Origin of the sequence: Rahnella inusitata (genome assembly GCF_018288855.1) — a bacterium.
GTDB classification, from domain to species: Bacteria; Pseudomonadota; Gammaproteobacteria; order Enterobacterales; family Enterobacteriaceae; genus Rahnella; species Rahnella inusitata.
The window spans coordinates 1,226,966-1,248,810 of the sequence record NZ_CP065024.1; the positions used below are offsets into that span (position 1 = coordinate 1,226,966).

Annotated in this window: 22 protein-coding genes; 8 read left to right on the forward strand and 14 right to left on the reverse strand. The window is 54.0% G+C overall.

Annotated elements, in window-relative coordinates; all coding sequences use genetic code 11:
- Positions 1 to 3: 3 nt before the first annotated feature.
- From proW to I2123_RS05815, 4 genes are all read right to left on the reverse strand, one after another.
- The gene (proW, locus tag I2123_RS05800) at positions 4 to 1,194 is read right to left on the reverse strand and encodes a glycine betaine/L-proline ABC transporter permease ProW (protein ID WP_112165823.1); all 1,191 of its coding nucleotides are present in this window, start codon (positions 1,192 to 1,194) and stop codon (positions 4 to 6) included.
- Complete coding sequence (gene proV, locus I2123_RS05805; protein WP_112165825.1) at positions 1,191 to 2,387, reverse strand: glycine betaine/L-proline ABC transporter ATP-binding protein ProV; 1,197 nt, start codon at positions 2,385 to 2,387, stop codon at positions 1,191 to 1,193. The genes proW and proV overlap by 4 nt, the downstream gene beginning before the upstream one ends.
- A gap of 604 nt (positions 2,388 to 2,991) precedes the next feature.
- Positions 2,992 to 3,690, reverse strand: coding sequence for a response regulator (locus I2123_RS05810; RefSeq protein ID WP_112165827.1), 699 nt, complete (start codon positions 3,688 to 3,690; stop codon positions 2,992 to 2,994).
- Positions 3,683 to 5,350 carry an ATP-binding protein gene (locus I2123_RS05815; RefSeq protein ID WP_112165829.1) on the reverse strand — a complete coding sequence of 556 codons (1,668 nt, stop codon included), beginning with the start codon at positions 5,348 to 5,350 and terminating at the stop codon, positions 3,683 to 3,685. The genes I2123_RS05810 and I2123_RS05815 overlap by 8 nt, the downstream gene beginning before the upstream one ends.
- A 319-nt stretch (positions 5,351 to 5,669) precedes the next feature.
- Here I2123_RS05815 and I2123_RS05820 point away from each other — a divergent pair, with 319 nt between their 5' ends.
- On the forward strand, positions 5,670 to 7,025 hold the full coding sequence (locus I2123_RS05820) for a 2-hydroxycarboxylate transporter family protein (RefSeq protein WP_112165831.1): 1,356 nt from the start codon (positions 5,670 to 5,672) through the stop codon (positions 7,023 to 7,025).
- Between the two features lie 193 nt (positions 7,026 to 7,218).
- Positions 7,219 to 7,779, forward strand: a complete 561-nt coding sequence (locus tag I2123_RS05825; protein ID WP_213051968.1) for an NlpC/P60 family protein — start codon at positions 7,219 to 7,221, stop codon at positions 7,777 to 7,779.
- 61 nt (positions 7,780 to 7,840) lie between these two features.
- Here the strand turns inward: I2123_RS05825 and I2123_RS05830 are convergent, their stop codons facing one another.
- The 6 genes from I2123_RS05830 to I2123_RS05855 form a co-directional block, all read right to left on the reverse strand.
- Positions 7,841 to 8,881 (reverse strand): aldo/keto reductase, encoded by a 1,041-nt coding sequence (locus I2123_RS05830; RefSeq protein WP_112165835.1) that lies wholly within the window; start codon positions 8,879 to 8,881, stop codon positions 7,841 to 7,843.
- A 148-nt stretch (positions 8,882 to 9,029) separates the two neighbouring features.
- Complete coding sequence (gene nrdF, locus I2123_RS05835) at positions 9,030 to 10,013, reverse strand: class 1b ribonucleoside-diphosphate reductase subunit beta (protein WP_112165837.1); 984 nt, start codon at positions 10,011 to 10,013, stop codon at positions 9,030 to 9,032.
- A gap of 9 nt (positions 10,014 to 10,022) precedes the next feature.
- Positions 10,023 to 12,185, reverse strand: coding sequence for a class 1b ribonucleoside-diphosphate reductase subunit alpha (gene nrdE, locus I2123_RS05840; protein WP_213051969.1), 2,163 nt, complete (start codon positions 12,183 to 12,185; stop codon positions 10,023 to 10,025).
- Positions 12,167 to 12,571 carry a class Ib ribonucleoside-diphosphate reductase assembly flavoprotein NrdI gene (gene nrdI / locus I2123_RS05845; protein ID WP_112165841.1) on the reverse strand — a complete coding sequence of 135 codons (405 nt, stop codon included), beginning with the start codon at positions 12,569 to 12,571 and terminating at the stop codon, positions 12,167 to 12,169. Before nrdI ends, nrdE begins: the two co-directional genes overlap by 19 nt.
- A gap of 10 nt (positions 12,572 to 12,581) precedes the next feature.
- The gene (nrdH, locus tag I2123_RS05850) at positions 12,582 to 12,821 is read right to left on the reverse strand and encodes a glutaredoxin-like protein NrdH (RefSeq protein ID WP_112165843.1); all 240 of its coding nucleotides are present in this window, start codon (positions 12,819 to 12,821) and stop codon (positions 12,582 to 12,584) included.
- Positions 12,822 to 13,079: 258 nt separating this feature from the next.
- Positions 13,080 to 13,511, reverse strand: a complete 432-nt coding sequence (locus I2123_RS05855) for a carboxymuconolactone decarboxylase family protein (RefSeq protein WP_213051970.1) — start codon at positions 13,509 to 13,511, stop codon at positions 13,080 to 13,082.
- A 131-nt stretch (positions 13,512 to 13,642) separates the two neighbouring features.
- Between I2123_RS05855 and pdxR the strand changes: the two genes are divergently transcribed.
- A complete protein-coding gene (gene pdxR, locus I2123_RS05860) occupies positions 13,643 to 15,100 on the forward strand; it encodes a MocR-like pyridoxine biosynthesis transcription factor PdxR (RefSeq protein ID WP_420834346.1) in 1,458 nt (485 codons plus the stop codon).
- A gap of 118 nt (positions 15,101 to 15,218) precedes the next feature.
- Here pdxR and I2123_RS05865 read toward each other — a convergent pair whose 3' ends face one another.
- Complete coding sequence (locus I2123_RS05865; protein ID WP_112165850.1) at positions 15,219 to 15,527, reverse strand: ElaB/YgaM/YqjD family protein; 309 nt, start codon at positions 15,525 to 15,527, stop codon at positions 15,219 to 15,221.
- Between the two features lie 302 nt (positions 15,528 to 15,829).
- Between I2123_RS05865 and I2123_RS05870 the strand changes: the two genes are divergently transcribed.
- Both I2123_RS05870 and I2123_RS05875 read left to right on the forward strand, forming a co-directional pair.
- Positions 15,830 to 17,026 (forward strand): MFS transporter, encoded by a 1,197-nt coding sequence (locus I2123_RS05870; protein WP_112165851.1) that lies wholly within the window; start codon positions 15,830 to 15,832, stop codon positions 17,024 to 17,026.
- A gap of 114 nt (positions 17,027 to 17,140) precedes the next feature.
- Complete coding sequence (locus tag I2123_RS05875) at positions 17,141 to 17,476, forward strand: DUF2002 family protein (RefSeq protein ID WP_112165853.1); 336 nt, start codon at positions 17,141 to 17,143, stop codon at positions 17,474 to 17,476.
- 68 nt (positions 17,477 to 17,544) lie between these two features.
- Here I2123_RS05875 and I2123_RS05880 read toward each other — a convergent pair whose 3' ends face one another.
- Together I2123_RS05880 and pfkB are read right to left on the reverse strand one after the other, a co-directional pair.
- Entirely contained in the window at positions 17,545 to 17,985 is a 441-nt protein-coding gene (locus I2123_RS05880) for a DUF1198 domain-containing protein (RefSeq protein WP_112165855.1), read from the reverse strand.
- 159 nt (positions 17,986 to 18,144) lie between these two features.
- On the reverse strand, positions 18,145 to 19,089 hold the full coding sequence (pfkB, locus tag I2123_RS05885; RefSeq protein ID WP_213051972.1) for a 6-phosphofructokinase II: 945 nt from the start codon (positions 19,087 to 19,089) through the stop codon (positions 18,145 to 18,147).
- Between the two features lie 184 nt (positions 19,090 to 19,273).
- Here pfkB and I2123_RS05890 point away from each other — a divergent pair, with 184 nt between their 5' ends.
- A complete protein-coding gene (locus I2123_RS05890) occupies positions 19,274 to 19,804 on the forward strand; it encodes a class IV adenylate cyclase (protein ID WP_112165859.1) in 531 nt (176 codons plus the stop codon).
- A gap of 72 nt (positions 19,805 to 19,876) precedes the next feature.
- Here I2123_RS05890 and ygfZ read toward each other — a convergent pair whose 3' ends face one another.
- Positions 19,877 to 20,869 (reverse strand): tRNA-modifying protein YgfZ, encoded by a 993-nt coding sequence (ygfZ, locus tag I2123_RS05895; RefSeq protein WP_213051973.1) that lies wholly within the window; start codon positions 20,867 to 20,869, stop codon positions 19,877 to 19,879.
- A gap of 266 nt (positions 20,870 to 21,135) precedes the next feature.
- Here ygfZ and sdhE point away from each other — a divergent pair, with 266 nt between their 5' ends.
- Positions 21,136 to 21,402, forward strand: coding sequence for an FAD assembly factor SdhE (gene sdhE, locus I2123_RS05900; RefSeq protein WP_112165969.1), 267 nt, complete (start codon positions 21,136 to 21,138; stop codon positions 21,400 to 21,402).
- A complete protein-coding gene (locus tag I2123_RS05905; protein ID WP_213051974.1) occupies positions 21,383 to 21,835 on the forward strand; it encodes a protein YgfX in 453 nt (150 codons plus the stop codon). The genes sdhE and I2123_RS05905 overlap by 20 nt, the downstream gene beginning before the upstream one ends.
- Positions 21,836 to 21,845: the final 10 nt, after the last annotated feature.

Genomic DNA, 21,845 nt, shown 5'->3' on the forward strand with positions numbered 1-21,845 from the left:
GAATCAGGCTTTCTTCGCGAAAGGCTTCATCACCAGGCCGACAGGACCACGTGTGAACCAGCGGTGACCGCCTTTACTGCGGCTGTCGCGACCCATGGACTGCGTCAGGCGGTCAAGAATAATGGCGAGGATAACGATACCCGCACCACCGACCGAGGCCAGACCCATGTCGAGACGGCCAATACCGCGTAGCACCATCTGACCCAGACCACCCACCGCGATCATCGAGGCGATAACCACCATCGACAGCGCCAGCATCAGCGTCTGGTTAATACCGGCCATAATGGTCGGCATCGCCAGCGGCAGCTGTACTTTGAACAGCAACTGGCGCGGGCTTGAACCGAAGGACTTCGCGGCCTCTATCAGATCTTCCGGCACCTGATTGATACCCAGAATGGTCAGACGAACGACCGGCGGCAGGGCGAAGATAATCGTCACCACGACACCGGGCACGTTACCGATACCAAACAGCATGACGATCGGCACCAGATAAACGAACGCCGGCGTGGTCTGCATGGCATCAAGCAGCGGCCTGATAATTTTCGCCGCTCTCTGACTGCGCGCCAGCCAGATCCCCAGCGGCAAACCTATCAGAATACAGAAGAACAGCGACGTCAGAACCAGCGCCAGCGTCACCATAGCCTGCGACCATGCGCCGATGGCGCCGATCAGCACCAGGGAAACCAGCGTGGCGGCACCCATGCCTAACCCGGCCATCTGCCAGGCGATCAATGCGAACACTAAGATCGCAATCGGCGCGGGCAGCGTTTCGAGGCCGTGCTGAAAACCGCTCAGGACGAAATCGACCGGGACTCGGATCCCCTGGAATACCGGACGGAAGTTGCCGACCAGCCAGTCGATCCCCTCAGTCACCCAGCGATCGAGCGGGATAAGCGTGCTGTGGAACGGATCGAGAATATTAAAATGCTGTTGCTGTTCAGGTGCGACGCTCAGCCAGTCGTTGGCCTGTGCGGCGGCATGATGCGTGGCATCCGGCGCGCTGGCGGCGGCATCACTGCTGCCACCCCAGGGATCGCTGCTGCCATCGGCAGGCGCTGAAGCCGCCGCGTCAGCCTGCGGTGCGACACCGCCGCTGGCGTTATCAGCACTCCACGGATCGATTGACGGATCCAATGCCTCAGCCTGAGCGGCCTGTGCGTGCTGAACGATCGTGCTATTTATTGAGTTGCTCATTCGTTACCCCCTTCTTTGTCCAGAGCCTGAAGCAGCATGGCTTTGGAAATAATGCCGATATAGTTATTGTCCTCATTGACGACCGGCACGGCGCAAGGCGCGGCGGCGACATGGGAAATCAGTTCGCTGAGCGGCATATCTGCCAGCACCGGTGCCGGAGATTCCAGCAGGGCACTTTCCAGCGGCTGATTGGCTTTCAGCGCAGTTTTCAGCGATTCGATCGACACAACGCCGATGAATTTCTGTCCACGTTCCAGCACATAACCATATTCGCGGTCTTCATCTTCCAGCAGCTTGAGCGCTGCACGGGGACCAAAACCGGGGGTTTTACGAATGAGTGCGCCACGACGGCGTGCGATATCTTTGGCGCTGAAGACCTGACTGATGTCCACACCGCGAAAGAAGGTGCGCACATAGTCGTTGGCCGGATTATTCAGAATATCTTCCGGCGTGCCGACCTGTACCACTTCGCCGCCTTGCATAATGGCGATGCGATCGCCAATACGCATGGCTTCATCTAAGTCATGGGAAATAAACACGATGGTGCGCTGATGCTGAGCCTGCAGCTTAACCAGTTCATCCTGCATTTCGGTACGGATTAACGGGTCAAGCGCCGAGAAGGCTTCATCCATCAGCAGAATGTCAGGGTTGTTGGCCATCGCACGGGCTAAACCCACACGCTGACGCATACCGCCTGATAATTCATCGGGATAGGAGTTGGCATAGTTTTCCAGACCGACCTGACGCAACGCATCGAGGGCTTTGGCATTGCGCTCTTCCACCGGCACACCGGCCAGTTCCATACCAAACGCGGTGTTATTCAACACGGTCAGGTGTGGCATCAGCGCAAAGGACTGAAACACCATACTGATTTTGCTTCGGCGCACCTGGCGCAGTTTTGCTTCTGAGATTTTGGCGATGTCTTCGCCGTCGATCAACACTTCGCCGCGGGTGGGCTCTATCAGACGATTGAGAAGGCGTACCATGGTGGACTTACCGGAACCGGATAACCCCATGATGACGAAGATCTCGCCTTCTTCAATGGCCAGACTGGCATCTTTAACGCCAAGTGACAGACCGGTTTTCTCAAAAATTTCTTCTTTACCCTTGCCTGCGTCGATCATCTTGAAAGCGCGATCCGGGTTCTCGCCAAATACCTTATAAAGATTCTTTACTTCGATTTTAATTGCCATGCAATGTGCATTCCTTGGATATAAATAGCCGTATCGGCTCGATGTCTAGTTTTTCTGTTGGACCGTATAGGATATTACCTGTAACGAAATAGTGAACGCGTTATACCCTAACACATCGAAATTCTGAGACAAGTCTCAATGTTTCTGAAGAATATTCATGGTTGCGATTCTGGTGGCGTATTTGTACGTGTCATGCACCGCTAATTATCCGGCTTTCCCGTTGACATTTAATGACAAATTCCTGGGTGTTAAGGTTTTTATGTTTTTGCTAATTACTTTGCTCCATATGGTCGAGGTGAATATAGTTAACTCACTAATTTAAATGAATTTAATGACTTTTCTTTTTGTGGGGTTTTAGACGAAGATATATCACTGAGATCAGTGATTTAAATGCAAAATCACAGCGCGTATTTGTTCGCTGTAAATAGAGATTTCAGCCAGAGGTGAAAGGCGTGAATTTACCGGTTGTCTGAAAGGTGCCTGATGGGTGAAATATTTTTGTCAGGCAGCCGGGAATGCGGAGAACGGGCCGGTGCAGACACCGGCAGAGCGTGGGAAATTGAGCGGGCAAAAAGGTCGAAATTGGGCGTCAGGAGACGGATTTTTACGTGTCGGATATTTTGCGATACAGACGCCTCGGATGACCGATATTTCCGTACTGCATCTCGACACCGATAAAGCCCATTTCCACACAATATTCCAGATAGCGGCGTCCGGTGGTTTTGCTGATCCCGACCTCTTCCACTACCTGTTCAACCGACCAGCTGACGTCCGGTTTGGCGTTGAACACCCGCTGCACCAGTTCAAGCGTATTTGGCTCAATGCCTTTGGCGGAAGGGGCGGGCGGCGTATCGCTGGCGGGCAAATTGAATAACCTGTCGAGCGCACGCTGATCGACCACTTTCACATACCGCAGTGTTTCCACCAGCTGCATAAAACGCTCCAGCGAGCTGCGCAGGCGATGGAACGACACCGGTTTAATGATGTAATCGAATGCGCCGCTGCGCATCGCCTGGCTACAGGTTTGCATATCGCTGGCGGCGGTAATGAAAATCACCGAGCAGTCGAAGCCTTTCAGCAGTGGGCTGTCGATCAGATCCACGCCCTGACCGTCCGGCAAATAGTTATCGAGCAGGATCAGTCTTGGCTGATGCAAACGGAGTAACGAGCGCGCCTGTTCCAGGGTGGCGGCCAGACCGACCACACGCAGATTGAAATTTTGCTCGATAAAATCGCGGTGCAGACCGGCAAGATGCGGCTCATCTTCCACGATCACCACATCGAGTACGCTGAGGTTATTCATATTTCTTTCCTGTTAAGGCCTCCGCCGGGTACGGGATAAATACCGAAAATATCGTACCCTGCGGCGTATTGTCTGAGATTTCGATGCTGCCGCCCGCCTGACGGACATAACTTGCTACCAGATACAGACCGATGCCATGTTCCGCGCCCGTCATATCATCGCCGCTCTGCGGCTTGCTGGTGACGCCCTGCTCAAACAGGTGCGGCTTCAGCGCGTCATCCACGCCGCCGCCGCGATCGGCCACCTCAATCAGCAGCTCGTGATTTCTGTCAGAAATATACAGCTCCACCGGTGCGGGTGCGGTCTCCGCTTTTAGTGTGGCGTCCACGGCGTTATCCAGCAAATTGCCAATAACCGACATCAGCTCGGTTTCGCTGATGGCGGGCGGGATGCGCAACAGCTGACAGGCCGGATCGAATGCCAGCTCGACGCCTTTCTCGCGCGCGCTGACGTATTTACCCAGCAGCAGCCCGCATAGCGCCGGCGACGTGAAGCGCGCCGAGACGAAATCCAGCACCGCTTGCGCGCCTTCGGATTGCGCCTGAATGTAGCGCATCGCGTCGTCGTAGCGCTGCATTTGCAGCAAACCGGCCAGCGTCGCGGTCCAGTTCAGTTGCTCATGGCGCATGATGCGCAGACTGTCGGCGTAGCGTTTCACCTGGCTCAGCTGGCTGCTGAGCGTATTAATGTCGTTTTTATCGCGAAAGCTGAACACCCATCCGCTTTCCTTGCCGGGCTCCAGCTCGATAGGCACGCGGTTGACGATCACCTGCCGCTGATTGAGTACGGTTATCTGATCGTGACGGCTGCTGTTTTTGGCGGGAGAGGCGTCCTGAACGCCACTTTCGGTAAAGAACGTGGGTGGTGTCTCCAGCACGCCAGCCAGCGGTTTGCCGAGTAGTTCATTTTCCGGCTGGCGGATATCGAGCAATTCACGCGCCGCGCGGTTAATCAGAATCAGCTGCTTCTGGCCGTTAATGGCGAATACGCCTTCATACATTGCTTCCAGCAACGCTTTTTGCTGACGCACCAGCAATGCAATATCTTTCGGCTCCAGCCAGAACATCTGTTTTTTTACGTTGCGGCTAAAGATCCACGAGAAAATAAACAGCAGGATTAAAAGCAGCATGCCGTATAAACCCGCCTGCGCCAGACGGCGGCCATTAATATTGTCGATATAAGAAGTGAGATAACCGACAGAAACAATGCCGATCACCTGATGGCTGGCATTCAAAATCGGTGCTTTACTGCGTAATGAAACGCCGATGCCACCCTGACGCACCGAAATAATGGTTTTCCCGGCAAGGACTTCAGCGTTATCGCCGCCAATCATCGGCAGATCAATTCTCTCCGGTGATTCGGAATGATAAAGATGCCGCTCGCGGACGTCGCCAATCACAATATAACTGGCATCGCTTTGATCCCGCAGCGGCTGGATCAGGCGCGCAATTCCCACGACGTCGCGGTCAGCGACTTTTTGCGCCAGCCCCGGCATCAGCGCTATTTCACTTGCCTGAACCCGCGCCCGCTGGCCGAGATCGTGATGCAGTTGCCGGTCGATAACGTGAAACAAAATGGCGCCCAGCAGTGCTAACAGCAGGCAGGAAAATAACACCAGAGATAAAAAGAGTTTTACCTGAAAAGGCAATCTGCGTTTCATTCGACCCGCCACGGAAACTTCAAAAGACACATATCGAATAAGCGTATCACGGTGTAATCGGCATCGTAATCCGCCAAAAGCAGAGTTGTGAACAGGGAATTAAAAAGCCCTTTATTTCACGCAGTAATTACAGGGTTAATAAGGTTTTTTACTACTAATCCGGTAATCCTTATAAAGGAAGTAGCATTAACGCCATAAAAACCATAACAACCTTAATCCCTGCGAGTTTAATTTGAACAAACTCACATCCGTCCGACCGCTCTGTTTCTTATGCTGACCCTCTCAATATAAAAAGTATCGATAAGAAAAGGGCGATGTCATGAGCACAACCGACGATTCCTACATTGTTGTTGAAGACAGCAAAAAAACCGGACTCTCCGCCAGACAAAAGTGGTGGCACATTCTGGATAACTACAAGATAGGGATTATTCCGCTGCCTTTCTTTTTACTGGCGGGCGTGTTGATCCTGCTCGATTGCCTGAACGGTAAACTGCCCAGCGACATCGTGGTGATGGTTGCGACGCTGGCGTTCTTTGGTTTTGCCTGCGGTGAGTTCGGTAAGCGGTTGCCGGTGGTGGGTAAACTCGGTGCGGCGGCGATCTGCGCCACCTTTATTCCCTCGGCGATGGTGCACTACGGCCTGCTGCCTGACGTCGTGGTCGATTCCACGGTCAAATTCTACAAATCCACCAACATCCTGTATCTCTACATCTGCTGCATTATTGTCGGCAGTATCATGAGCATGAACCGTCAGGTGCTGATCCAGGGTTTTATGCGCATCTTTGTACCGATGCTGTGCGGTGAAATTGTGGGGATGATCGCCGGGATGGCGGTCGGCACTGCGCTGGGATTACCGCCGGTGCAAACCTTCTTCTTTCTGATCCTGCCGATCATGGCCGGCGGCGTGGGCGAAGGCGCGATCCCGCTGTCGATGGGTTACGCGACTATCTTGCACATGGAGCAGGGCGTGGCGCTCGGTCGTATTCTGCCGATCGTGATGCTCGGCAGTCTGACCGCGATCGTCCTGGCGGGCGTACTTAATCAGATCGGTAAACGTTATCCGCATCTGACCGGAGAAGGCACGCTGATGCCCGCCAGACAAGGCCATCTGGGCAGTGGCACCGACGAATTCAAAGGTAATCCCGGCGTTAACGCGCTGGCCTGCGGCGCGCTGCTGGCGATCCTGCTGTACATGGTGGGGATGCTCGGTCAGAAGTGGATAGGCCTGCCTGCGCCGGTCGGTATGTTATTTGCGGCAGTGGTGGTGAAACTGGCGAACGGCATTTCCCCGACTATTCAGCACGGCTCGATGGCGGTGTATAAATTCTTTCGCACGGCGGTCACTTATCCTGTGCTGTTTGCGGTGGGCGTGGCGATTACCCCGTGGCAGGAACTGATCGACGCCTTTACCGTGCAAAACCTGCTTGTGATTGTCACCACAGTGCTGGCGCTGGTGGCTACCGGTTTTTACGTCGGCAAGAAAATTGGCATGTACCCGATTGATGTGGCGATCGTTTCCTGCTGCCAGAGCGGGCAGGGCGGCACCGGTGACGTGGCGATCCTCACATCCGGCAACCGCATGACCCTGATGCCATTCGCGCAAATTGCGACCCGCATCGGCGGTGCGATCAACGTTTCTGTTGGACTTTTCGTGCTGGCGAAGTTCTTCTCCTGATGCCTTCCCCAATCCCTTCTGCGGAAGGGATTGGTTTCCCAATAGAAAATAGGGAATGTCCTTTATTGGACTCGTTTTTGAGTGGTGATTTTTTAAGCTGCGGTTATTATTTGCGCACTCAACGACGAGTCACCCGCCCCGTTTGCTGGTTCCCAGGTAAGGACGAGTTATATTTCAATAAAAGAAATCACGCATGTTTCGTTTTAAAAATTTCACCTCTGCATTATCCGTATCGTTTTTCTTATTGTTCAGTACGTATTGCTCTGCGTTTGATTTGCCGAAGGAATTTTCAGAAATTGGCAAACATCATTTTTATCAAACAGAATTGCTTGATGTGAACCCATCCCCGGTATACGAAGGCAATACGGGTAAGTCAAAAAATATCAAAGCGGCCCTGCTTTCCCAGTATTCACGCTGGAAAGGTACGCAGTATCACTGGGGCGGCACCACGCACCGCGGCGTCGATTGCTCCGCGCTGATGCAACATATTTTCAATGATTCTCTGCACACCGAACTGCCGCGCACCACGTTTGAACAAATCAAAAATGGCACCAAGGTGAATAAAAATAATCTTAAGCCTGGGGATTTAGTATTTTTCAAAACCACGCCGGGCGATCGCCACGTCGGGGTATATATCGGTGATGACCAGTTTATTCACGCGTCCAAAATACAAGGCGTCACAATCTCATCACTGAATAATCAATATTGGGTAGATCACTACGAAACGGCGCGACGTTTAGAACTGACGGCCTAGTAGACTTTATTTGCAGAAGAGGCGGATAAAACGTTTATCCGCCTGCTGTTTGATTAATGCTTTATTTATCTGAAGATGCCTGCCACAGATTCAGTTCCCCGTCTGCAACGTGTTTATCGATTGCCGCCAGCTCCTCCGCGCTGAAACGCAGATTGTCCAGCGCCTGCACGTTTTCATCCAGTTGCTCAGGGCGGCTGGCGCCAATCAGCACCGAGGTCACGCGGTCATCTTTCAGCAACCAGCTCAGCGCCATCTGCGCCATTGTCTGGCCGCGTGCCTGCGCCATCTCGTTGAGCAACCGCAGACTGTTCAGGTTAGCATCGGTGAGCATGTTGGCATTCAGTCCGCGCACCTTATTTCCTTCGACCTGCATCCTTGAACCGTCCGGAATACCGTTGAGGTATTTACCGGTCAGCAACCCCTGCGCCAGCGGTGTGAAGGCAATGCAGCCTGCGCCGTTTTGCTCCAGCGTATTGAGTAATCCGCTCTTATCGACCCAGCGGTTCAGCAAATTGTAAGACGGCTGATGGATCAGCAGCGGTACTTTCAGTTCGCGTAACAGCTCAGCCATTTTCTGCGTGCGCTCCGGCGAGTAAGACGAAATCCCGACATACAGTGCCTTGCCGCTTTGCACGGCATAAGCCAGCGCGGCGGCAGTTTCTTCCATCGGCGTTTCTTCATCTACGCGGTGCGAATAGAAGATATCGACATAATCGAGCCCCATGCGTTGCAGGCTTTGATCAAGGCTTGCCAGCAGATATTTGCGGGAACCGCCTGCACCGTAAGGGCCAGGCCACATGTCATAACCGGCTTTGGTGGAGATGATCAGCTCATCGCGATACGACGAAAAGTCCTGACGCAGCAGCTTACCGAAATTCTCCTCTGCCGAACCCGGCGGTGGCCCGTAGTTATTGGCCAGATCAAAATGGGTGATGCCTAAATCAAAGGCTTTTTGCAGCAAGGCGCGTTGCGATTCCAGCGGGCTGACGTGGCCGAAGCTGTGCCACAGGCCAAGCGAAAGGGCAGGGAGTTTGAGGCCGCTTTGGCCGCAGCGGCGAAATTGCATGGTTTCATAGCGGGAGGGTGAGGCGTTGTAGGGCATGATGTTTCCTTTTTGAATGCGTAGGTTTTTGAAACACTGTTCCTATACTAACGCTCAGAGCAATAAGGGCAACACCGGAATACTGTTCGACTCACTCCCCTGCGAAGGGGAGGAGCATAGACAAACCCGTCCAGTCGCAAGGGGCTACTTAGAAATCCCAGTCCTCATCTTCCGTATTGACCGCCGTGCCAATCACATACGATGAGCCCGAACCCGAGAAGAAGTCGTGGTTTTCGTCGGCGTTTGGTGACAATGCGGAAAGGATCGCCGGATTGACGTCCGCCATGCTGGCCGGGAACAGGGCTTCATAGCCGAGATTCATCAGCGCTTTGTTGGCGTTATAGTGCAGGAATTTCTTCACGTCTTCGCTCCAGCCGACGCCGTCGTATAACTCCTCGGTGTAGCGGATCTCGTTGTCGTACAAATCCTGCATCAGATCAAACGCCTGCTCTTTGATCTGCCGCTGACGCTCTTCGCTTTCCAGCGCCAGCGCTTTCTGGAATTTATAGCCGATGTAGTAACCGTGCACGGCTTCATCGCGGATGATCAGACGGATCAGATCGGCGGTGTTGGTCAGCTTGGCGCGGCTCGACCAGTACATCGGCAGATAAAAACCGGAGTAGAACAGGAAGGATTCGAGGAACACGCTGGCGACTTTCTTCATCAGCGGATCTTCGCCGTCGTAGTATGAAAGAATGATCGCGGCTTTGTTTTGCAACGCGACGTTTTCCTCACTCCAACGGTAGGCTTCGTCTACGTCCACGGTGGCGCACAGCGTCGAGAAGATCGAACTGTAAGAACGCGCATGTACCGCTTCCATAAAGCAGATATTTGAGTACACCGCCTCTTCGTGCTGTGTCACCGCATCTTTCATCAGCGTCGGCGCACCAACCACGTTTTGCACGGTGTCGAGCAGCGTCAGGCCGGTAAACACGCGGATGGTCAGCTGCTTTTCCTGCGCATTGAGCGTCGCCCACGACGGAATATCGTTGGAGAGCGGCACCTTTTCCGGCAGCCAGAAGTTGGAGGTCAGACGGTTCCACACTTCCAGGTCTTTATCGTCCTGAAGTTTGTTCCAGTTAATCGCTTTGCTTACCGGCTGTGGCACCAGCAGTTGTTTAATTCCACTCATATTTCTTCCTTAAAGCGTGCAGGACACGCAGCCCTGAACTTCGGTGCCTGCCAGCGCCATCTGACGCAGACGGATGTAATAAATAGTCTTGATGCCCTTACGCCACGCGTAAATTTGCGCTTTGTTGATGTCGCGCGTGGTGGCGGTATCGCGGAAGAACAGCGTCAGCGACAGCCCCTGATCGACGTGCTGCGTGGCTTGGGCGTAGGTATCAATAATCTTTTCCGGGCCGATTTCGTAGGCATCCTGGTAGTAATCCAGATTGTCGTTGGTCATAAACGCTGCCGGATAATACACACGACCAATTTTGCCCTCTTTGCGGATTTCCACGCGGGACACAATCGGGTGAATACTCGACGTCGAATTATTGATATACGAAATCGAACCGGTCGGCGGCACCGCCTGCAAATTCTGGTTATACAGCCCGTGCTGCATGACCGAGGCTTTCAAGTCCGCCCAGTCTGCGGTGGTCGGGATGGGGATCCCTGCATCCGCGAACAGCTCACGTACGCGCCCGGTTTTTGGCTGCCATTTATCTGCCTGCGCGTCATCGACGTATTTGTCGAAATAGGCGCCGCTGGCGTAGGTTGAATCCGCAAAACCTTTGAAGGATTGCTGGCGCTCGATGGCTATCTGATTCGAGGCGCGGATCGCGTGAAACGCCACGGCGCAGAAGTAGATATTGGTGAAATCCAGACCTTCTTCGGAACCGTAATAAATTCGCTCGCGGCACAGATAGCCGTGCAAATTCATCTGGCCGAGGCCGATGGCGTGCGAATCCTGATTCCCCTGGTCGATAGACGGCACTGAGCGAATGTGGCTCATGTCAGATACCGCCGTCAGCGCCCGAACCGCCATTTCTACGGTGTTACCGAAATCCGGTGAATCCATCGCTGAGGCGATATTCAGTGAGCCGAGATTACAGGAAATGTCTTTGCCAACCTGCTGATATGACAAATCTTCGCCGTAAATCGTCGGCGAATTCACCTGTAAAATTTCCGAACACAGGTTGCTCATGTTGATGCGACCTTTGATCGGATTGGCGCGGTTAACCGTATCTTCAAACATCATGTACGGATAGCCGGATTCAAACTGAATCTCTGCCAGAATCTGGAAGAACTCGCGGGCGTTGATCTTGGTTTTGTGAATGCGCTTGTCATTCACCATCTCGCGGTATTTCTCCGTGATGCTGATTTCAGACATCGGTACGCCGTAAACTTTCTCGACGTGGTACGGCGAGAACAGGTACATGTCTTCGTTATTTTTCGCCAGTTCGAAGGTGATATCCGGAATAACCACGCCGAGCGACAGCGTTTTGATGCGGATTTTCTCGTCGGCATTTTCGCGTTTGGTATCAAGGAAACGCAGAATGTCCGGATGATGCGCGTTGAGATAGACCGCGCCCGCGCCCTGACGCGCACCGAGCTGGTTGGCGTAGGAGAACGCATCTTCCAGCATCTTCATTATCGGGATCACGCCGGAAGACTGATTTTCGATGCGCTTAATCGGCGCGCCGACTTCACGGATGTTGGTCAGCATAAAGGCTACGCCGCCGCCGCGTTTAGACAGTTGCAGCGCCGAGTTCACCGAACGGCCTATGGATTCCATGTTGTCTTCGATACGCAACAGGAAGCAGGAGACCAGTTCGCCGCGCTGTTTTTTACCGCAGTTGAGGAACGTCGGCGTCGCGGGCTGGAAGCGACCAGAAATGATCTCATCCACGAAATGCCCGGCAAGCTGGATATCGCCGCGCGCCAGCGTCAGCGCCACCATGCACACGCGGTCTTCGTAACGCTCAAGGTAACGCTTGCCGTCGAAGGTTTTCAGCGTGTAGCTGGTGTAATACTTGAATGCGCCCAGAAAGGTCTGGAAGCGGAATTTTTTGGCGTAAGCCTGTTTGAATAACGCCTTGATGTCGTCGAAAGCGTACTGATCTAATACGGCTGCTTCGTAATAGCCCTCTTCCACCAGATAGCGTAATTTCTCCGCCAGATTGTGGAAAAACACCGTGTTTTGATTCACATGTTGCAGAAAATACTGACGCGCAGCCAGCCGGTCTTTATCGAACTGGATGCGGCCTTCGGCATCGAACAGATTCAACATGGCGTTGAGCGCGTGATAATCGGGGCTGGAGGTGTCCGCCTCGGTAAGATTCAGTTCTGTCGTTGCCAAAATTCAGTAACTCCCTGTGTAACCTTTGCAACGTCTTCCGGCGTACCCAGCAATTCAAAGCGATACAGGTAAGGTACCTGACACTTCTGGGCGATGATGTCACCGGCTATGCAATACGCTGCGCCGAAATTGGTATTCCCGGCGGCGATAACGCCGCGGATGAGTGAACGGTTATGTTCATCGTTCAGAAAACGGATCACTTGCGTCGGCACCGCGCCTTTGGCCGACCCGCCGCCGTAACTCGGCACCACCAGAATGTACGGTGAAGTCACGCGCAATTTTTCGGGCTGACGGTTAATCGGAATGCGGATCGCCGGCAATCCGGTTCTGCCGACGAAGCGATGCGTGTTTTCGGAACTGCTGGAGAAATAGACCAACGGATTCATCCGCCGGTCCTCAGAACGCGTTCTGGAGCTGGCGCAGTTCGCTGATTTTGTCGGGACGGAAACCGGACCAGTGATCGTCACCGGCGACAATCACCGGCACCTGCTGATACCCCATCGCACGAACCTGGCCGAGCGCCTGCGCATCCTGAGTCAAATCGATCACTTCATAAGCGATGCCATGTTTATCTAATGCACGGTAAGTCGCATTGCACTGGACACAGTCTGGTTTACTGTAAATAATAATGCTCATGATTCGTATTTCCATTTGGTAAGAAATCAGAGACAATTTTTGCCTGACCGCTGCGGCGCTGCTTCAGCCGGGGATCAGGCGCGAGAGTCGGTGCCTTCATGGCGTCCCGATGGACTGAATACTAGATGTGGTGATTAAAATATTCAACCACACAATATGTAGATATTTTAAAAATGCTTATTGCAAAAACGACAAAGCCCGCAGGATGCGGGCTGTAGGACGAAAACTATTTTCAAGCTTAAAAACTAAGCGATGAGATTACTGGCGCATCCCGACGGCCAGACGATTGAACGCATTCATCACCGCAATCGCGAAGGTCAGTTCTGAGATTTCCACCTCACTGAACTGCGCTTTCAGCGGTTCAAAGGCGCTGTCCGGTGCGCCGGTCGCCGCCACCAGAGTGACCGATTCCGCCCATGCCAGTGCCGCACGTTCGCGCTCAGAATACGCATGACTCACCTGCCATCCTGCCAACTGATCCAGCCGGGTCTGAGCCACGTCCATTTTGCGCAGTGCCTTCGAGTGCATATCCAGACAGTAGGCGCAGCCGTTGATCTGTGAGACGCGCAGGAATACCAGTTCGATAATCACATTATCCAGCGGACCTTTTTCCAGCGCGCCGAGTGCTGCTTTCATCGGTTCCATGACGGATGAAGACAGGGTGAAGTAAGGCAGGCGAAGCGTAGTCATAATGATTTCCTCTGGGATTTTTGAAGTCACTTTTTAAGTAAACGGTGACGCGCAGCGCGTCTCAATGCCCGCTACTTTACCCGCCGTATGGTCTATACTACAGAGCCATAAAATGTCTCTTTAAGCAGGTCATGATGAGCCGCTTCAGCCTCACCTTTCACCTCGATCCTAAGCTCAACGCGCCGCTTTATCGGCAGATTTATCAGCGAGTGAAAGCGGCTATTATGGAAGGACAGCTGGCGCGCGGCAGCCGCGTGCCTTCCGTACGTGCGCTGGCCAGCGAACTGGGCGTGGCGCGCGCGACGGTGGAAAATGCGTATGGCCTGCTGACTGCTGAAGGTTTTCTGCAAAGCCGCGGCCAGGCGGGAACGGTGGTCAGCGCGCCGGAAAGCTTATACGCACCTGCGCCTTCGCCGGTGCGTGAAAGCAGGGCGCGCGGGCCGATCAACCCGATGTTGCCTTCCGTCTCCTCGCTGCCTTTTCAGCTCGGATTACCCGCGCTCGACGCTTTTCCCCGCGCCATCTGGTCACGCATTGTCTCGCGGCAAATCCGTCATACCGCCATTAACGATCTCGGGCACCCACCGCTGACCGGCGTTGAATCGCTGCGCCATTCTATTGCGCGCTACCTGCAGCTATCCCGTGGATTCACCTGCCGCCCGGAACAGATTTTTATCTGCGCAGGTTATGCGCCGGTGCTGGATCTGATCATCGGCAGCCTGCTACAACCGGGTGACGGGGTATGGCTTGAAGATCCCGGTTATCCGGTGACGCAGGCATTTTTCCGCGCGGCGGACGCCGTGCCGATGGCAGTGAATGTCGATGACGAAGGAATGAACGTGCCGCAGGCGGTGAAAGAGCATCCGCTGGCGCGTTTTGCCGTGGTGACGCCTGCGCATCAAAGCCCGACCGGCGTAACCATGAGCCTCTCGCGACGCATGGCGTTGCTTGACTGGGCGGCCAGACAGCAGGCGTGGATCATCGAAGACGATTACGACAGCGAATTCCGTTATCACGGCCAGCCGCTGCCTTCGCTGAAAAGTCTGGATACGCAGGGGCGCGTGATTTACGCCGGAACGTTCAGCAAAGTGATGTTCCCGGCGCTGCGCTGTGGCTATGTGGTGGTACCGGAAAGTCTGGTGGAAAAACTGGAGGTTTACTCCCCGCTGCGGATCTGCGGCACGCCGCCTTTAGTGCAAAGCAGCATTGCAGAATTTATCGAGCAGGGGCATTTTTACCGACACCTGAAACGAATGCGTCAGTTATACGCGGAGCGTCGTGGCTATCTGAAACAGGCGCTGACCGCGGCCTTTGGGGCAGACGTGTTGCAGGTGACGGAGCAGGCCGGCGGCATCCAGCTGTGTGCCAGACTCAATGCAAATCTTAATGATGCGGCGATCGCCAGGCGCGCACGCGAGCAGGGGCTGGCAGTGCAGGCATTGTCCGACTGGCAGGTTTTACGCCGCGAGCGGGGCGATGCATTGCGGCCAAACGGTTTGCTGATGGGATTTCCAAACATCACCTCACCACAAGAGGCCCAGGCGCTGGCCGCACGGCTGTCGGCGGTGGTTTGCGTAAATCAGAAATAGAAAACGGAGCCCGTGGGCTCCGTCGTCTTTTTAGCAATCACGCAGCAATGAGGGGCGCTGCGTTGGTGTCTGAGTAATCCCGACACAGGAATAGACACCTTAAATTGCCCTTTCGTGACTAGCGACGTCCCAGCAGGACACCGATCACAATACCGATTGCAGCACCGGCACCGACGCCATACCACGGATTATCTTTCACATAATCATTGGCCTGGGCAGCGGCATCACGAGCGTGCTGACTGATTTTATCGCCGTTAAAACGGGCACGTGTATCACGTAAAACGCCCTGAGCTTTGCTGCGAAGTTTGTCCAATTCATCCTTGGATTTACTGCCCGCAGACTGAAGCACTTCATCCAGCGTGTCAGCCAGTAAGGTCACGTCCTGATCAATGCTTTTTTCTACTTTATCTGTTTTCTTGTTAAACATTCGGTCTCTCCTTGTTGAACGATATTTTTCAGTTTTTTACTGACTTTTAAAACTGATACTTAAAGCATAGACCAAAATCCTGTACCAGATGGTTCTTCGAGAACATATGCCTGTATTTTCGGGGGTAAACAGGCCATGAGGCGGGTCAAAAAACTCAGGTGTGACGCGGCTTTACGTGACGCGGATCAGATTTTTCCGCAAGTGAGTTTGACGTTACAGGCGATAACATTTTTACCCCGTTTAACCGGCAAAACCCGTTTATACTGTTGATTCCACTCTCAGTGTTCACATCCGGTTTGCCCATGTCTTTAAGTACGCTTCGCTCAAATCTTCAGCTCAATAAACGCATTTTGTCGTTTATGCTTTTCACCTTTGTCGTCTATCTGACGATTGGCCTGCCGCTGGCCGTTTTACCGGGATTTGTACATAACACCCTGGGTTATAACTCGGTGCTGGCCGGCCTGATTATCAGCGTCCAGTATTTCTCAACGCTGGTCAGTCGCCCTCACGCCGGACGTTATGCCGACCAGCTTGGCCCGAAACGAGTGGTGATTTTCGGGCTGATCTGCTGCGGCATGAGCGGTGTGTTCTACGCGCTGGCGTTTATTTTTGCGCACTCTCCGCTGGCGAGTTTACTGCTGCTGTGCGTGGCGCGAGTTTTCCTTGGCGTCGGAGAAAGTTTCGGCAGCACCGGTACCACGCTGTGGGGGATCGGCGCGGTGGGTGCGAAACACACGGCGCGGGTGATTTCATGGAATGGTGTGGCGACTTACGGCGCGATGGCCGTCGGCGCACCGCTGGGCGTAATACTCAATCATGGTTTCGGGCTGGCGGGCGTGGCGGGAGTTATCGTCATCGCCGTAGTCATTGCCGCCGTGGTCGCCTGCGGCAAAGCGGCAATTTCGGTCACGGCAGGCAAGCGGATCGCCTTCAAATCGGTGGTCGGGCGGATTTGGCTCTATGGTCTCGGGCTGGGTTTTGGCACCATCGGTTTTGGGGTGATCGCCACCTTTATTACGCTTTACTACGCCGATAAAGGCTGGAGCGGCGCGGCATTTACGCTCACCTTATTTAGCCTCGGTTTTGTCGGCACACGTCTGGTGTTTGGCAATGCGATCAACCGGTTTGGCGGCTTACGCGTGTCTCTGGTGTCGTTTGTCTTTGAAATTGCAGGCTTACTGATGATCTGGATGGGAACCGATCCTATCACTGTGCAGCTCGGCGCTTTCCTCACCGGCTCCGGGTTCTCACTGGTTTTTCCTGCGCTCGGCGTAGAGGCGGTCAAACAGGTGCCGCCGCAGAATCAGGGAACGGCGCTGGGGCTCTATTCGGCATTCCTTGATTTAGGGCTGGGGATCACCGGGCCAGTTGCAGGCTTACTGATCGCGCATCTGGGGACGCCGTCGATTTATCTGGCCGCTGCGTTTATGGTGGTGATTGCGTGGCTGCTGACACTCAGACTCTGGTTGCAAACTTCGCGTAAACCCTCGGCCAGTTAGCCCTTTTGGCGTGTTTAGATAAATCCTAAATGCGCCAAAATTGGGGATAAAGGCATTGTCTGGCAGAGTTATTGCGGTAAGGTCGCCTTGCGGTTAAAGAAGCGAGGAGCAACCATGTATTTACGGCCAGATGAAGTGGCACGCGTTTTAGAAACATCAGGGTTTGAGCGCGATTATATTGATGATAAAGCTTACGGTTATCGCCGTGGCGAGTACTACGTGTATGTGAACCGGGAAGCGCGGTTTGGCCGGACTGCCCTGGTAATACACCCAGCGATGAAAGAACGCAGCGAGCGTTTTGCCGAGCCTACCGCGTCGTTTCGCAGCAGCGATGCCTACAAGAACTTCCCGCTGGACGTCTCCAGCGAAAACGAAACCTACTACGGCATTTGCCACGGTTTCAGCTCACGTCAGATCCTGGCGAGTTATCTGGATAACGTGTTCAGATGATGAGTTTCAGGTAACCAGTCTCTGATCGATGACGAGAAAAAGCCGCTAATTCAGCGGCTTTTTTGCATCTATACCAGATGGATCTGATTATAGGTTTCGTTGTAATCGCGGCGGAACTGCGCCAGTTCGAAAGGTTCGATATCCAGCTCTGCGAAGTAAAACAGCGCCAGCTCGGCGTGTTCGCTGCTCAGCTGCGGCGGCAGATGCGCGCGCACCAGAATGTTGCGCCAGCGGACAATATTTTCAGCCGACGCATCTTTGATAAACGTGTGATAGATAAAGACGACGTAAGCCGCTTTGCGGATCTCCTCCGCATACCCGCCGCTTATCGAGCGGATAAACATCTGGCTCTGTCGTTTGCCCATCTCCAGCAGCATGGAATCAATATAAACCGGTTTTATTTTCAACAGACTGGCGAGTGACTCATTCGCTTTACGGGTGTCCGCTGTCATGAACCAATAACCCACAATAAAAACCACAACAATTGCAGCAAGCATAATCCATATCATTCTGGACCCTGGCCTCCGGCCTTTTCTGGCGTGATGTGAAAGGTGCATGCAACACCCGATGCTGCGAGTTTATCTGCTAATGGAAAGAAATACGTGCAGGCGTGACAAAGAATTTGCGCTCCGTGCGATGCAAAGGCCTCACGGAGCGCATTCAGGCTATCAATGCGCCGGCGTCTGAGCGCACAGATACTGGTAAATCTGCTGCGTATCCTTGTCAGAACACAGGCGCGTGCCCATGTTCAGCGTGGCGGCGCTGCCAGCGGCTACGCCAAAGCGCACGATATCGAGCAGGTCAGCACCTTCGGCCAGTTTGAGCGTCATCGCGCCAACCATGCTGTCACCCGCGCCGACGGTACTCATCTTTTTCACCGGCGGAGGCACCACCTGAAACGATCCCTGGGCGTCCACGGCCAGTGCGCCCTGAGGTCCGAGGGAAACGACCACGCTTTCTGCGCCACCTTCACGGATGATTTGCTGCGCCGCCGCCAGCACATCACCCGGATTTTCCAGCGGATGACCGACCAACGCCGACAGCTCGTTCTGGTTCGGTTTCACTAACGCCAGACCGCCAATTTTCAGGCCAGCCGCCAGCGCTTCACCGGAGCTGTCGAGAATGCAGCGCAATCCGGCCTGCTGGGCTTTGCGGATAAGCCCGGTCAGCGCGCTGATGTGCGTACCCGGCGGCAGGCTGCCGCTGATGACCAGAATTGAACCGGCCGGGATGCTTTCGATTTTGGCGCTCAGGCTGGCGAACTCGGCTTCGGTCAGGCGTGCGCCTGGCATCACGAAGCGGTATTGCTCGCCGGTAGTTTCGGTGTGAACGTGCAGGTTCTGCCGCGTCCAGTCCTGCGTTTCCAGCGTGTCGGTGGTGATCCCTTCATCTCGCAGCAACTGCGCCAGATGCGCGCCGGTCGGGCCGCCCACCGGGAACAGCGCCGTCGCCTGCCCGCCGAGATGCACAATGGCGCGAGCAACGTTGATCCCGCCGCCGCCCGGCTCGAATACCGGCGCGGTACAGCGCAGTTTGCCTTCCGGATAAATCTTTGGAGTAAGCGTGGCGCTGTCCAGTGACGGAGCCAGAGTGAGCGTTACAATTTTGGTCATTTTCGTTCCCTCATTTTTCCAAAAACTCATCTGAGAGTACCACCCTGAGAGGTTTTAGCAGCCCCTGATTGAGGGTTTAACGCGCCAGATCAAACCTGCTTGCGACATGGCTGCCTGTCACTGTAAGGTCACTTCGTGTTCTTTCAATCCGTGTGTAAATGCATGAACGTTAAGGGAGTCAACGATGGCAAGAAACATTGAAATCAAAGCAAAGGTTGATGATTTTTCGGCGCTGTATGAAAAGCTGGCGCTGATAAGCGACGGCCTGCCGGACATTATTGATCAGGACGACACCTTTTTTATCTGCCCGCACGGGCGTCTGAAATTACGTACGCTGGCGGCAGATCGCGGTGAGCTGATTTTTTATCAACGCCCTGACCAGGCTGGCCCGAAAACCAGTTTTTACCAGCTTTCTGAAACGCATGATCCCGACAGTCTGCGCGAAACCCTGACGCTGGCTTATGGCGCGGCCGGTCGGGTGATTAAGCAGCGCACGTTGTTTATGGCCGGGCAAACCCGTTTGCATCTGGATCGGGTGAAAGGGCTGGGGGATTATCTGGAGTTTGAAGTGGTGCTCGCAGAGAACGAAACGCCAGAAAAGGGCATTGCGATTGCAGAAGATTTACTTGAGCGGCTGGGTATCGATCGTCAGGAACTGGTGGATCAGGCCTACGTCGATTTACTGAGACAGAAGGGTAAACATCACGAAGACTAACCGTGCCGGAACCGAAATATTTGCCGCCTTCTCATTGCTGAGATGAAGGCGGCAACGGAGCGTTTTAAGCGGTTACTTAGTTTCTTCCAGCGAGTACGGCAGTGGCTGAATGCTCAACTGGCTGGCCGCATCTTCACGAACGCGAAGACGGGTATCAGCTTCCAGATCATTATTCAGCACGGCCTGAACCCAGACGGTGCCGTCGTTAAGCTGCACCGCTGCTAATACCGTGCCGGTTCGGCGCCAGTTCTCACCGAGCTGCATCTCAAGATCGTCTGCCGGAGCCGGTACTTTGCTGGCTTTTCCTGACAACCAGAACAGCGCACGTTTATTGGCGCCACGGTATTTCGCGCGCGCCACCATCTCCTGACCGGCGTAGCAGCCTTTGGTGAAGCTGATGCCGTCGAGCGCCTGAATATTGGTCGCCTGCGGAATAAACTGCACCGCGTTGACGCTGTCAATTACCGGGAAACCGGCCTCAATATCCAACGCCAGCCACTGCTGGCTGTCATTGCGCTGCGCCTGTTCACCCAGCTCTTCCACCACCTGACGGGCTTTTTCCGGGCTGGTGATAATCAGAAAACGTTCGGCAGGCAGCGAAAAATGCAGCAGGGTCGTTTCATCCTGTTGCACCACCGGCTGCTCAGCGTTCGGCAGCGTCGAGAACAATCCGGTCAACGCAGCGCTGGCCTGAAAACCGGCTACGCCAAGCAGGACCACGTCGTCATCGGCGGTAAAGGTGATTTTGGAAAACACCGCATACTTTTTAATTTCAGCTAACTGTGTATCGCGCAGGTTACGGCGTTCAAGATATGCCATTCCGTCGCCGCGTTTGAACAGGCGCAGATTGCTCCACATTTTGCCTTTGGCATCACAGTGCGCACAGAGCACATGATGATCGGCAGCCAGCGCATCGACATCGGCTGTGACCTGACCTTGCAGATATTTCATTGTATCCGCGCCAGTCATGGTGACCATCGCCCAGTCTTCCAGCGAAATCAGAGTGAGGGGCAGATGGGAAGACGCTGAAGGTTTTTGCGGTGGAAACGGAAATTCGTGAGCCATTTTCTTATCCCGGTCTATGAAATGTGACTGATGCCTCATGGTAAAAGAGGCCACCGCCTTTGAAAACAGTTATTGGTGCCTTTTACGGGATGCCTTCCGGAGAATGTAAACAGGGCGACAGGTTTGCATCAGGATTTACGGCACATCACGTAGATTGACAAAACAAGGCAGCGAAAAGTTACTTTACAGGCCAAGCGGCTGTTAGAATCGAAAAAATTCCTGTTTCGTCCCTACAAAAGAGTCTCGTTATGGAAAGCAAAAACCAACTGGATATCAATAACAGATCACGAATTCACTGGGCCTGTCGTCGCGGAATGCGCGAGCTGGATATCTCAATTATGCCCTTTTTCGAGCATGAATATGATTCGCTCAACGATGTAGATAAAACCTTGTTTGCCCGTCTTCTGACCAGTGATGATCCCGATTTATTTAACTGGCTGATGAATCACGGCGCACCACAAGACGCTGAATTACAACGCATGGTCGCGCTCATTCAGACACGAAATAAAGACCGTGGCCCTGTGGCGATGTGATTTACGGGTGTCATGGCGCAGTCAGTTAATTTCACTCGGCAGCTACGGCGGCGTGATGTTACTGATTTTGCTGGCACCCTGGCCCGCAGGCTATTGGCCCGCCTGGATGACCTTGCTGTTGCTGGTGCTGTTTGAATGCATCCGCAGCCAGCGGCGCATCACAGCCCGCACCGGTGAAGTGATTTTGCTCGATGAGGAGCGTCTTTTATGGCGCGGTCATGAATGGCAGCTTCGCCATCCGGTGTGGATGGTCAGCCACGGTGCGCTGCTTTCTCTGCGGCGTGAAAAACGTAAAGGCGGTCTGGCGCAGGCAATGCGCAGTTCACGGCAGCGTTTGTGGTTAGCATCGGACAGCATGAGTGTGGAGGAGTGGCGGCGTTTGCGCCAGATACTGCTCAACAGCCGCCCTCCTGGCCCGGAAAAACCGGGCTGAAGGCGGCGCT